Source organism: Thermosipho sp. 1074, assembly GCF_001999655.1.
Taxonomy (GTDB): domain Bacteria; phylum Thermotogota; class Thermotogae; order Thermotogales; family Fervidobacteriaceae; genus Thermosipho; species Thermosipho affectus.
In genome coordinates this window covers 279,605-293,171 of sequence record NZ_LBEX01000018.1, presented here as the reverse complement: position 1 = coordinate 293,171, position 13,567 = coordinate 279,605, and the positions used below count along the sequence as shown (strand labels likewise).

Below are 13,567 nucleotides of genomic sequence, written 5' to 3'. Positions count from 1 at the left end.
ACTTTTCCTCCTTTACCAAATTTCTATTTCAGTTTCCAAATTAACTTTATATGCTTCATAAACTTTATTTTTTACGTGATTAATAATATCTTTTACATCTTTTGATGTTGCATTGTTGTAATTTATTATAAACCCTGCATGTTTCTCAGATATCATAGCTCCTCCTATCTTAAAACCTTTCAATCCAATTTTTTCTATAGCGCTACCAACATAAAAGTTCTCCTTTGGTCTTTTAAATACACTACCTGCGCTTGGGAACTCTAATGGTTGCTTTTCAACTCTTTTTTTTATAATATTGTTCATTTCCAAAAATATTTTTTGCTTATCTCCTTCAAATATTTTAAATCCCACTCTCAAAATAAATAATCCTTTGTTTTTTTTGAAAATACTATTTCTGTATGAAAAATCCAATTCTGATTTACTTAATCTTCTGATCTTATTTCCATCATATACATCGACAAATTCAACCAAATTTGCTGTTTCCCAACCAAAAGCTCCTGCATTCATATATACAGCTCCACCAACACTTCCCGGTATCCCATATGCTTTTTCAAATCCAGAAAAACCATGTTGTAATGCATAAAGACACAATCTCTTTAAATTCAAACCACTTTCACATACCAGCAAATCTTTTTCAAAAATAATCCCCGTCAAATTTTCTGTAGAAAGAACGTTATAATCCATAAACTCATCTTTGGGTAAAACATTAGTACCATTTCCAAGAATTCTAACATTACCTTTAAATAGTTCTACTGTTTTAACAAATGATTCCAATGAATAGGGAACTACAAATAACCTAACTGGCCCACCTATTCTAAAACTTACATGGCATTTTAATTTTTCATTGGTATATACATCATTTCCCAATTCCAATAATATATTAATTATTTTCTTTAAATACTTCAAATACTACCACCCTATTTCTTCCTAAATCTTTTGCCTTATACAATGCATCATCGGCATAACCAACAAGCTCGTCGGAAGTATTTACTTCCACTTCAGGATAGCACGCTACCCCAAAACTCATCGTTATTTTAAATGGAAATTTATCAATCAATTCAATTTCACTTCTCAATCTCTCTGCAATTTGTTCAGCCTCTTTGGAAGAAGTATTTGAAAGCAAAATTATAAATTCTTCACCACCATATCTTCCAACTATATCATTTTTATGTCGTAACCCACCTTTTAAGATATGAGCCACTTCCTTTAGAACTCTATCCCCTACTAAATGTCCATATTTATCATTTATCTGTTTGAAGTAATCCAAATCACACATTATTATCGACATTTTTTCTCTAAATTTTTTGGCCCTTATAAAATATTGTTCTATCTTTTCTGCAAAGTAATATCTTGTATACAATTTTGTCAAAGGATCTAAAAGACTTCTAATTCTTAATATAGATGACTTAAGTGCAGTAACAAAACCATATTCTACAATCTTTAATAAATCTAAGATATATAATAATTCCTCGTCACTAATCCTCAAATTTTTATTTGAAATGTATATATAATATTCTAAGTATTTATCAATCTTATCTGAAATTCTAATTCTCAGTGGTGATTTTTCTATAGAATCTTCTTTCAATATATCATCTGCGTTAGAAAATTCAAACTTTTCTTCAATTTGCTTATCTTCAACATAAATAGCAACTTCATTAACAGGCAATATTTGAATAATTTTACTTGCAAAATAATTTATGATATTTTGCGGTTCTTCTATTTCTTCTATAGCCTTTAGTTCTTCTAAAACTTCCAATGCAAAATTAGATTTTAAAAAGTAATCTTTCAATCCCTTAGAAATATTTTGTTTTTGAAGCATATCGGAAATATTTTGCCCCTTCTTAAAATAAGAATTTATACCTGCACTTTCGTTTTTCTCCAAAATTCTCACGTAATTCTCCAACCCAATTTCTCTATACAATGAATATGCTTTTGAAATATACAGGCTATACCTATAACTCTTTCCTAAAACCTTGTAATATTTGGCAAATCCTTCATACAAAAGCGCCAATGACAACTTCAAATCTTGACTTGCATAATCTTTTTCAAAAAATCTCAATTGTTCAAAGAAACCTTCAGGATCAACTTTGGCTATTTTCTCGCCAAATAATGAGAAAATTTCCTCCCTCCACAAAAACACGTCTGAATCTTTATACTCATTCCAAACTCTTTTAAATTTATCTTCATCTTCTGCAAGACTTAATTTAACAAAATAGTTAAATCCCCATTCCAAAAATGACTTTTCATTTTTATGTTCTTCGTATAGTGCTCTTGCAAGTTCAACTTTTCCAGTAAAAATATATAACATAAACAAAGATTTAAGATAAGAATCACTAATTTCAAACTTTTGTGAAATCTTATTTATTATCATCAAATCTTTGTACCCTTCTTCAAATTCTCTATTGTAGATATGATATAACACTTCCAATTTATAAGTCTCAGCAAGTTCATAATCCATATTTTTTAATTTAATTATCTTCCTTAATTTTGAAAGTTCCATAAAAAACTCTCTAATATTTCCTATATATAGCATTGTATAAATCTTATTTATCTTGGAAACTATAGAAAGATTAGTCAGTCCAACCTTTTCTGCATAATAAATAGACTTATCAAGCAATTGTCTTAATATGACAAAATTACCAATGTTAAACGATTTATTGTTATATATAGTGGGTAAAAAGTGGTATAATTCCTTTTCTTTTGCTATCATCTCTGCTGTATTATAAAAATAATCCGAAGAAAGCTTATCTCTACTAGATAAGAGATTTCCCAATAAAATAAGAGCCCTTATTTTTAAATCCACGACAAATTTCGAATCTACATCTTTAATTGATGAGATTTCTTTTAAAACGGAAATATCTATTCTATCGTATAATCCTAAATTATAAAGTGCCGAATAATATAACAATATCCTCCTATAAGTCCCTATCTTTCCAAATCCTTGTAATTTTTCTTTATTTTCCTCAAAAAATTCCACAACTTCTCTATTTTTTTGATTAACAAATTTTGAAACCATCCTCCAATACAAAAAGATTTCCTTATCTGAAACTTCAAAGTTAATCTTTTTAAATGTACGGTAATATACTTCTATTTTAAATCTAATCAACGAATACAAAACCTTTCCAGGGGCAAGATCTTCCGCTTCAGAAATAATTTTAAGTAATATATTAGGTGAATAGTATTTTTCAAGTCCCCTTCTTATTGCTTTTAAGTAAAAAATTACGGCTTTTCTTTCCTCTCCTAACATTTTAAAATGCCACGCTACTTTTTGGTAAACTCCAAAAAAATCAAACTTCAAATACTCACAGATAAGTTTTTGATGAATTTCTTTTTTTCTTTCCGCTTGAGAATATAACTTCTGCCAATATTGTTTCAGTGTAAATCTCCAAATAGAATACTCTCTATATAAAATTCCCCTTTTTTCAGATAACTCTATAATTTTTGAAAAATCTTTATTTAATATTTTTTCAAGTAATTTTATTTCTTCTACAGTAAACTTCTGTCCCAAAACAGATAAACACCTCAAAGAATATACATCTTCTGCATTTAGCGTAGATAGAACATCAAAAATATTTTCAAAACTAAAATTTTCTAGTCTTTCAAAATCGCAAATCCAACAATTTTTTTCTATATCTTTTCTTAATATTTTTTTCTCAACAAGGGAACCCAAAACTTCAACTAAGATTCCAGGAAGTCCACTACTTACCTTATGCAAAAAATCAACCAAAATATCTAATTTCTCAATTTTACCAAATGATTTTTCCACTAATTCTCTTACCTTTTCTACACTAAAAGGATTCAACGTTATTACTTTTTCAAAATCCTCAAATTCTTCCGTTGAAAAAGCTATAATCTTATGATTTCCAGAAAAACTCAACTTAGATAATTCTTTCAAAAAAACTTTAAAATTATCGAATTTTTCTTGATAATCATCAACTAATATTATAATCTGATCAAATTCCTCCATTACACTTCCAACTAAAGGTACAAGCGTATCTACTTTCCCGCCATTTTTTATAATATCACTGATCTCACTCAGTACATTTTCTGAACCTTTATCTGCTGCCAATTGTAAAAGTTGCAATGCAAATTGTTTAATACTATTTGCACGGATAACATTTTTCCCTTCTACCATAAACCTGTCTTGCAATATATTAATTAAGGTGGTTTTACCCATTCTTTGTTCTCCTACAACTCCAATAAATCTTTCAGGATAATCTACAACTTTTAAAATAATATCAAGTTCAGGTCTTTGGATAGTAGGAACAACAAAATTCATTTCCAAAAAACTCTTATAAACACTTGGCATTCCAAAATGAAAATTTCTTTTGGTAACATCCTCTCTTACCATTTCTTTTATTACTTTATTTATCTCGTCATTTTCCAAGTTTAGTTTTTCTAAAAATTTTCCAATAACGTAAACCGTAGATTTTTCAACAATTTGCTGTTTTTTCAAAAATTCAGGCGCAACAAAAACTCTATCTTTTATCTCAGGAACCATGTTTCTGGATAACCAAATTGGTGGCTGTACAACAAAAGTATTTTCCTGTAACAAAATATCGTCAACAGAAAAAATTGGAAAAAATAAATTTGGTACATGATAAATTTCTTGAAGCAAATTTAGCAAAATCAAAAAAAGTGCTCTCTTAGAGCTTAAAGAGAGTTTTTCAATTTCAACAGGTTGCTCGTTGTTATATGCAAAATACAAAACTACCTTTTCATTTTCTATTTCGTATCTTTCAGGCTTTAAAAAACCCATTACATAATTTAACAAACTCAAATAGTTGGAAAATTCCATAAAATTTCCAACTAAATCTTTGTCTATAACTTTCATTCTTTTTATATTTCCTTCTTCTTCAATGATATATTCCTCTCCATTATAAGTCTTCCTAAAAAATTTTAAAATTTTCATATATTTCCCCCTTGAAACTTACTTGGCTACCTTTGCGCTGAAAAAGTAGCCTTAGTTAACTTAATTACCTCCTTAATTATATCTTCTATATTCCCATTTATGGTCACACCAGCCGCCCTTGGATGGCCTCCTCCCCCCAGAGAAAACGCAATCTTGCTTACATCAAACCACTCTTTCGACCGAAAACTTATATGAACTTCTCCCTTTACATATTCATAGAAAAATATGGCAATTTCTACTCCTTTAATAGCTCTAATCTCGCTTACAAATCCTCCACTATCTTCATCTGTACAATTAAACTCTTCATAATCTTCTTTTGATAAAAATGAATATGCAATTTTCCCATCACATTCTAATTTTAAATTATCAATCATTCTAGATAATAATTTAAACTGTTCAAGCCTTTTGTTTTCCAATATCATTCTTGCAATAACATCTGGTCTTGCACCTAGTGAGATCAAATATGCCGCATCATTAAAAACTCTTTCATCTGCATTTGAATATTTAAAAAATCCCGTATCAGTTTCTATTCCCATTAAATTTACTAATGCAAGTCTTTCATCATATTCAACTTGAAGTTCTTTGTTAATCCTTAAAACCATTTGGGCTGTAGCTCCAAAAGTAGGATCCACCCAATTTATATCTCCAAAATAAGTGTTAGTAGCATGATGATCAATAACTATGACTTTAAAATCTTTTAACACTTCTGAAAATCTTCCAACTCTATCTGGACTAGAGGCATCAACTACTACTATAACATCTGGATTAAACCCATATACATCTATTTCATCATAATTTCTAATATGTTTTACTTCATCAATCTCGTGAAAATAACCTGGAATTTTCCAATCAATTGAAGATAGAATTTCTTTCCCTAATTTTTTTAGCCCTAATGAAAGAGATAACACTGAGCTTATATCATCACCATCTGGCATTATATGACCAATTACAACTATTTTTTTTGTTTCATTTAAGGTTCCAACAATATTCAAAAACTCATTTGCAACCAATCAAGCCACCTCCAAAGACTTTAAAACTATTTTTGAGAATTTATCTTTTACTCTATTTGCAACTTCTACAACTTCTTTATGTGATAATGGCTGATCCAAAACACCTGCTGCCATATTTGTTACACAAGACAACACAAGACAATCTATTCCACAGTGCTTTGCAGCAATTATTTCAGGAACCGTTGACATTCCCACTACATCAGCCCCTAATTTTCTAAACGCCCTTATCTCGGCGGGTGTTTCATAGCTTGGGCCTAAAACGGCCATATAAACTCTTTGTGGTAAATCAAAACTTTCTTTTAACCTTTCAGTCCATTCTTTATCTAAAATAGTCGACATATCTGGAAATCTCGGTCCAAACTCTTCGTAATTTGGACCACGCAACGGATTTTTAAATTGGAAATTAATAATATCTTTTACCAAAACAATATCTCCAGGTTTTAATAACTTATTTATTCCTCCTGCTGCGTTTGTAATTATTAATTTTTTTACACCTAATTTGTTTAAAACATAAATCACAAATTTTATCACTTCAGGAGACCATCCTTCATACAAATGGAACCTTCCCTTTAGTACAACTACACGTTTCCCGGATAATTTACCAAAAACCAATTTTCCTTCATGACCTGCAACCGTAGAATGTGGAAAATTCGGAATTTCTTCATATGCTATTTCATTTGAATCTTCTATTTTATCCGCTAAAAAACCAAGACCGGATCCTAAAATTAATCCTATATCCGGTTTAAAATCAACTTTTGCTCTAATATATTCAACTGTTTGCAAAATTTTTTCCTTCACTATTTCCACCTCCTCATGTTATAATTATTATAACATAAATTTGTTAGGGGGAATGAAAAATGACTAAATTAAGTGGTTCAATCCTTGCGGCAGATTTTTCAAATTTGAAGTCTGAAATAAAAAGAGTGGAAAATTACATTGACGAACTCCATATAGACGTTATGGACGGTCATTTTGTTCCAAATTTAACCTTTGGTTTTCCATTGATCAAAGCAGTTAAAAATATTACGAATTTACCCATAGACGTACATTTAATGGTTACAAATCCAGAATTTCACATTGATAAACTATTAGATTTCGATATTCAAAGAATCACAGTCCACATTGAAAGCACTGTACACATCCATAGGGCAATTACAAAAATAAAAGAAAATAACATAGAGGCCTTTGTCACACTAAATCCAGGAACTCCCCTTGTATTAATAGAAGAAGTTATTCCTTATGTGGATGGCGTACTGGTAATGAGTGTAAACCCAGGGTTTTCCGGTCAAAAATTTATAGCAAAATCTATTGAAAAAATTAAAACTCTAAACAACTGGAAACAAAAATACGGAATGAACTATTCAATTGCAGTAGATGGTGGGGTAAATTCCTCAAATGCCGATGTTGTAGTATCCGCTGGTGCGAATATTTTAATAATGGGATATGGTATTTTCAAAAATCCTGATCTTGAAAATCTGAGCAGCCAATTAAGGGGAAAATGATCACCGCAATAGTTTCTCCTTATTCTTTTAAAGGATCTATCCTGAAAATTGAAGACACTGTAAGATATGCTTCAAGTCAAGAGGCAAAGGTTTTGGTATTGTGTGATAATAACTTTCATGCAACTGTAAAATTTATAGAAACTTGCAAAAAATACCACATTAAACCTATAATTGCATATCCATACAATGACAAGGTATTTTATGCGAAAAACACGGATGAGTTGTATTCGTTATTTAATGCATATTCCAACAATTCTTTTCAAAAATTAGATCTTAATTACATAGATAAAGATCAAGTTTACTTTGCATATTACTTGCCCGGAAAAAGAAAGGTCTATGAAACATTTTCTAAATTCTTGGGTATCTCACCCGTTGAAAAAGGTGTATTAAAAAAAATTTATTGCAATTTAGATGTTTCAGATTATAAAATTACATCTTTTCAAACACTTCCAAAAGCACCATCAAATTTTATAAACCTGGAAAAAATCAACAATCCCGCATATAAAGAAAGGTTAAAATATGAGTTAGAAATCATAAAAGCCAAAAATTTCTTAGATTACTTCTACACAGTCCACAAAATAACAAATATTGCAAAAAAAAATAACATTAAAATTGGTCCTGGAAGGGGAAGTGCTGTAGGCTCTTTGCTGTCGTACATGCTCGGAATAACAAAAATTGACCCTCTAAAATACAATCTGTTATTTGAAAGATTTCTAAACATAGGAAGAAAAGAACCACCGGATATAGATTTAGATGTTGAAGATGAAAAACGGAAAAAACTTATAGAACTACTTAAAGAAGAATTCAAATATGTGTACCACATAAGTACATTCTCTAATATCGGATTAAAAACACTAAAAAAAATTGCATTCGAAACCAATGTATCTTATTTAGAACTAAATGATCTTTTGGGGTTACCTATTCATAAAAGTATTCACGCTGCAGGCATAATTATATCTACATCACCTTTAAAACTTCCAATAAAAGATAATATAATTGAATGGGATATGGACTCTTTACAAAAAATTGGATATATAAAATTTGATATTCTAGGCTTAAAAACTTTGACAATTCTTTCTGAACTTGAAAATGTACTTGGAAAGCCAAAATTGGATAGTGAAACGTTCAAATTCATATCTAAAGGCTATACCAACGGAATTTTTCAACTTGAAAGTAATATCGCAAAAAAAATTATTAGATTGATTAAACCAAAATCCATAAACGAACTTTCAATAGTTATTTCCCTTAACAGGCCCGGACCTTTAAAATCTAATCTAGATAAAAAATTGGCAAGTGCCAAATGGAAAAATCAAAAAGGCAAATTAGATATACTTGATGAAACATATGGAATATTGATATTTCAAGAACAAATAATGAAAATTGCAAAAAACTACGCGGAATTTTCCGACGAAGAAGCAGATATTTTGAGAAAAGCAGTTTCAAAAAAAGATAAAAACATAATGAAACCTTTAATGGAAAAATTTAGAAATAACCTTCTAAAAAAATTCTCCGAAAATGAAGTAAACGAATTAGTTGAAATTATTTTAGAATTTTCAGAATATGCATTTAACAAATCTCACGCCGTTGCATATTCTCATATATCGTATTATCTTTCATATTTCAAAAAACACTATCCAAAAGAATTTTATACAATATTTTTAAAATACGATACTTCAAAAATAGAAAAGATAATTTTTGAAATTCAATCAAGGGGATTCAAAATTTCTTCCCCTAATATCGAAAATAGAAAAGATGAAAATACTTTTTATATCCCTCTATTTTTAATAAAAGGTATAAACGAAAATCTTGAAAGAAAAATACTTGAAAACTCTCCATACAATTCCTTAGAAGAGTTTATTCAAAAAAATCCAAATTTAAATTACTCGGTAATTGAATCCTTAATCAAAGTTGGAAGTTTTGATTATCTTTCAAATAATAGAAGGGAACTTTTATTTAAATTAAAAGAAATTAGGAATGGAATAAATGAAAAAATTTTGGAATTATCTAATAAACTATTTGGTAAAAAGATTAGTGAAGAAATAAAAGAAGAAAAAGCATGGGAACGCTGCGATATGGAATACAATACTTTGGGATTTTGTATTTCAAAACCATTTACAGATAACGAATTAGAAAACCAACTTGCCCCGCTTTCAATAGCTTTTTCAAGGGATCAAAAATTAGCAATTAATGTTAAATCAATCGCCGGATATGCAAGTGATGGTATTTCTACAATTAAAATAAATATTCCCGATGGAATTTACACGTTGATATATGATAGAGAATTAAAAATAATTCCAGGTTATAGAAAAGTAACTTACAGTGTAAACAATCTCCCACCAAAAAACTTTTTAGAAAAAGGAAACACCAATGAATACCTCTACGTTAAAAATAATAATCTAAAAATAAAAGGTGCAAGACCTCTCTTTGACGATTATAAAATAATGATAGAAGGTGAAAGAGATGTATATTAATTTTGAAATTTGTAGTAAATGCAAAGGTAAATGTTGCAAGAATTATCCAGGACTTACCCTTCCAAATGATTTTGGTAATACAAAAGAAGAAATTTACAAAAATCTAATCGATGCTTTCAAATCCGGAAATTGGTGCATAGATTGGGAGAAAAAAGATGAATATTTTGTAAGGCCTTCTATAAAAGGAAAAGAATTTCAAGTTTTTGATCATTCCATATCAGGCGAATGCACTTTTTTAACGGAAAGAGGATGTAAACTTACAAAAGAAAAACGCCCCAGTGGATGTTTACTTTTAGAACCAAAGGAAAATGAAAAATGTGTCCAACATCTAAAAAAACAAAAAGTCATAAATGAATGGAAAAAATTTCATGATATTTTAATTAATGCTGCTGTTGAAGCGGAAAAATTTGAAGGTGATAAATTATGAAAAAACTTATAATTTTTTCTATCGTTATTTTACTATCTATCTTAATAATAATCTCTAAAGGAAAGGTATATACAGGTCCAGAAGTATTTCTTCCTGGTTTTAAACATGGACAAAATATAGAAGAAATAAACAATGTAAACATTAAAAATTTTATAAGACTTGGCAAAGACTTTAACGATGGCAACACAATCTTTGTTATACTTTATTCTGAAAAAACATTTTTTAACAGTGAACAAACAACAAAATTAATAAAGTTAGAAAAAGCTCTCTTAAAAATGAAAAACATAACTACAATCTTAAGTCCTACAAATATTCCAAAAGCAAATTTTTTATCACAAAACTATGTAAAAAATAACACTCTACAAAAAGATATTCTAAAAGACAAAATGGCACAAAATTTAATAAGCAAAGATGGAAAATACTGCATAATTAACGTAATTTTCAGACCAAATGTAGATTCAAGAAAAGATATCTCAAAAATTGAAAACATAGTAACAAATTACTTTAAAAACTTTTATTTATTTGGGGAACCAGTTATTGATAGCTATCTCTTTAAAGAATTACTAAAACAAATGTATTTCTATCCTGTTATAATGTTCTCTTTAATACTATTGTTTTTTTACTACCAAACAAAATCATTTAAATCTTCACTATTTATACTTTTATCTCCCATACTTTCTACGTTAATAACAATTGCTATGCTCTTCCTCACGGGAAGACCTTTAAATACGTTAACCGTAATGATTTTTTCATTTCTTTTAATAATAGGTTCCGGGTATGGTTTACACTATTATAATTCTTTTTACAAAAACAAGGATTTCAAAAAGACAAAATCTCATATTTTAGCTCCTATTCTGTTTTCAATGTTAACAACCGCTGCTGGATTCTTATCTTTCATTTTTGTAAAGATTGAATCTTTTAAGGAACTAGGTGTTTTGGTCTCTATAGGGCTTGCAATAAATGTAATAATAATTTTTGAACTTTCACCATTAATTCTATCACTCGGAAAAAAAGAACCTGAAAAATTTGGTATAAAATACTTAGGAGACAAAGTTGCTATTTTCTCTCTAATAACTTTTGTTGTTTTAATAATATTTTCCCCATTAATTCTTAAAAATATCTCAATAAAATCTGACATGTTATCGTATTTTTCAGAAAACTCGCAACTTGGAAAAGCAACAAAAATTATGCAAAATGTTTTTAACTTTAGAGAACCTATATCATTGGTCATAGAAAATGAAAAAGTATTCCTTGCCTCTGATAATACAAAATTAAAGAAATTTACAAGAGAACTTGAAAAGTCTGAACTTATCTCCAATGCCAATTTTCCACTCAATATTCCTATACCACTATTATACAATTTTTCAAAGACAAATCCCGTTTTAAAATATTACATTGCCAATAAAAATAAGATCAGATTATTAATCTACTTAACTCAAGATGGTTATAACAACGTCGACAAAGTAGTCAAATTAATAAAAAAATACATACCTTATGATAACTTCTATGTGGCCGGTTCTTCTTTAATATGGCATGATATAAATAACAGTATATTAAATGCACAATTACAGACTATCTTATTTGCAAGTATCATAATCTTTCTCATGGTTTTAATTACTTTTAAATCAATCAAAATAACCTTAAGTGTAATAATCCCAATAAGCTTTACCACAATTTTCAATTTTATCTTTATGGCAATTTTTAAAATTAACCTAGATATTTCAACATCCATAACCTCTAGTATTTTAATGGGCTTAGTTATAGACTATTCGATACATCTTGCAAATGACAGAAGTTTAACAAAATCTTCAAAACAATCGATAATAAACGTCGGTCCTCCAATTCTTGCAAATGGTATAGGATTGATACTGGGATTTTCTGTTCTACTTTTCTCTTCTTTAAAACTCTTCAAATCAATAGCGTTATTGTTAATACTTGGTATATCTACCGGTCTTTACTTTACACTGATAATACAGCCATTTCTATTAAATTTCACAAAAAATAAAAAAAGACCTCTCTGATTTATCAGAGAGGTCTTTTTCTTAAAACGTTGTCAATCCACCTATAAACAAACTCTTTGCCCATTGGTTTTCTTCCCAGCTATAAACAATCCCTGCAACGAAACTTTCACCGAGTATAGGATATGAAATTTTTAAATACACTTCTGTATTTTCATCTAAGAAACCATTCTCAAATGGTGTGGAATCGTAATAATATCCATCAATAAACAATCCTGGAAAGCTAGCTATTTCCGGTAATATAATTCTTACATTTCCCTCAGCAACTGGTGTAACACCATCTAAAGCACCATAAACGTAAAACTCACCATTACCATACGGCATCAAATCCACTGACATCCCTACCAAATATCCAGATTTATCCTCAACGTTTTCTAAACCATTTAAACTTTGATTTGATTTTAAATAGTTATAGTTTCTATCAAACAAAAATGGAACATAGCCATTTCTAAAATAATATACTCCACCAACTGGTTCTAAAACTCCAAAATCTCCATAAACTCCTACAAAGACACCATTTCCTATAGAAGAAAAGCTTTCATCTGATTGTAAAGCAAATTCAACTCCCAATTTTACAACATTAACTAATGGTACGTATATTGCAACACCACCCGCATATTTAACAGGTGTAGAATTGTCAATTACAAAAGTATCCGTTGCTTCAGGGTCAGTTATACCATATACTTGTAATTCCACAAATCCTGCTTTATACACAAAGTCACCAAAAAATACACTATCAGATTGTAAAACTTCAAAAGGTACAAATTTAGTAATCTCGTATGGTATATGTGTATAAAGCCCAAAATTAGATAAATTAAATTTTAAATCAAATGCCCTAGTATTTCTGTTAATGTACTTCCTCATATTAAATCCTAAAGCCAAAGTAGTAGGTTTAACTAAACCGTACCTAAACTCAAAATTATCCGTTTTTATTCCCAGAGTATTTAAAACAAATGCATTAATTATGTTAGTACTCGGTGTAGAAGAAGGAATTCCATAATAAAGCTCTCCATAAACTACATCAGTGGCATAAGCTGTAAATCCAATTCCCAAAGTTAAAGGTCCAAAAGAAAATTCAGGGGTTAATTCATACACAAAATACTTTTCATTATTTTTTTCAATTGTACCAATACTAAGGGGAATATTTGAAAATACAAACAATGTAAACGTAAAAATTAATAACGTAATTAAAAATTTTCTCATAATATCACCTCCACATAATTCTTC

Annotated in this window: 9 protein-coding genes; 4 read left to right on the top strand and 5 right to left on the bottom strand. The window is 29.1% G+C overall.

The annotated features are described in order from the left end of the window. Positions 1 to 12: 12 nt before the first annotated feature. The 4 genes from murB to XO08_RS08285 are packed head-to-tail and all read right to left on the bottom strand — an operon-like array spanning position 13 to position 6,720. Entirely contained in the window at positions 13 to 906 is an 894-nt protein-coding gene (gene murB, locus XO08_RS08300) for a UDP-N-acetylmuramate dehydrogenase (RefSeq protein WP_143609956.1), read from the bottom strand. Further along, complete coding sequence (locus XO08_RS08295; protein WP_077288001.1) at positions 881 to 4,912, bottom strand: GGDEF domain-containing protein; 4,032 nt, start codon at positions 4,910 to 4,912, stop codon at positions 881 to 883. Before XO08_RS08295 ends, murB begins: the two co-directional genes overlap by 26 nt. Before the next feature lie 26 nt (positions 4,913 to 4,938). Next, on the bottom strand, positions 4,939 to 5,922 hold the full coding sequence (locus XO08_RS08290; protein ID WP_077288000.1) for a bifunctional oligoribonuclease/PAP phosphatase NrnA: 984 nt from the start codon (positions 5,920 to 5,922) through the stop codon (positions 4,939 to 4,941). Further along, the gene (locus XO08_RS08285) at positions 5,923 to 6,720 is read right to left on the bottom strand and encodes a purine-nucleoside phosphorylase (protein WP_077287999.1); all 798 of its coding nucleotides are present in this window, start codon (positions 6,718 to 6,720) and stop codon (positions 5,923 to 5,925) included. A 59-nt stretch (positions 6,721 to 6,779) separates the two neighbouring features. On the opposite strand from XO08_RS08285, the gene rpe reads away from it, so the two are divergent. The 4 genes from rpe to XO08_RS08265 are packed head-to-tail and all read left to right on the top strand — an operon-like array spanning position 6,780 to position 12,343. Continuing rightward, on the top strand, positions 6,780 to 7,424 hold the full coding sequence (rpe, locus tag XO08_RS08280; RefSeq protein WP_075666477.1) for a ribulose-phosphate 3-epimerase: 645 nt from the start codon (positions 6,780 to 6,782) through the stop codon (positions 7,422 to 7,424). After that, the gene (locus XO08_RS08275) at positions 7,421 to 9,895 is read left to right on the top strand and encodes a DNA polymerase III subunit alpha (RefSeq protein ID WP_077287998.1); all 2,475 of its coding nucleotides are present in this window, start codon (positions 7,421 to 7,423) and stop codon (positions 9,893 to 9,895) included. The genes rpe and XO08_RS08275 overlap by 4 nt, the downstream gene beginning before the upstream one ends. Further along, complete coding sequence (locus tag XO08_RS08270) at positions 9,885 to 10,322, top strand: hypothetical protein (RefSeq protein WP_075666475.1); 438 nt, start codon at positions 9,885 to 9,887, stop codon at positions 10,320 to 10,322. Before XO08_RS08275 ends, XO08_RS08270 begins: the two co-directional genes overlap by 11 nt. Beyond that, positions 10,319 to 12,343, top strand: a complete 2,025-nt coding sequence (locus tag XO08_RS08265) for an RND family transporter (protein WP_077287997.1) — start codon at positions 10,319 to 10,321, stop codon at positions 12,341 to 12,343. The genes XO08_RS08270 and XO08_RS08265 overlap by 4 nt, the downstream gene beginning before the upstream one ends. Positions 12,344 to 12,364: 21 nt before the next feature. On the opposite strand, the gene XO08_RS08260 is transcribed toward XO08_RS08265, so the two are convergent. After that, the gene (locus XO08_RS08260) at positions 12,365 to 13,543 is read right to left on the bottom strand and encodes a hypothetical protein (protein ID WP_075666473.1); all 1,179 of its coding nucleotides are present in this window, start codon (positions 13,541 to 13,543) and stop codon (positions 12,365 to 12,367) included. Positions 13,544 to 13,567: the final 24 nt, after the last annotated feature.

What these genes read in the sequence shown, in the direction of transcription:
- XO08_RS08295 (WP_077288001.1), bottom strand. Translation starts at nt 4,912, where the DNA reads ATGAAAATTTTAAAATTTTTTAGGAAGACTTATAATGGAGAGGAATAT.
- rpe (WP_075666477.1), top strand. Translation starts at nt 6,780, where the DNA reads ATGACTAAATTAAGTGGTTCAATCCTTGCGGCAGATTTTTCAAATTTG.
- XO08_RS08275 (WP_077287998.1), top strand. Translation starts at nt 7,421, where the DNA reads ATGATCACCGCAATAGTTTCTCCTTATTCTTTTAAAGGATCTATCCTG.
- XO08_RS08270 (WP_075666475.1), top strand. Translation starts at nt 9,885, where the DNA reads ATGTATATTAATTTTGAAATTTGTAGTAAATGCAAAGGTAAATGTTGC.
- XO08_RS08265 (WP_077287997.1), top strand. Translation starts at nt 10,319, where the DNA reads ATGAAAAAACTTATAATTTTTTCTATCGTTATTTTACTATCTATCTTA.
- XO08_RS08260 (WP_075666473.1), bottom strand. Translation starts at nt 13,543, where the DNA reads ATGAGAAAATTTTTAATTACGTTATTAATTTTTACGTTTACATTGTTT.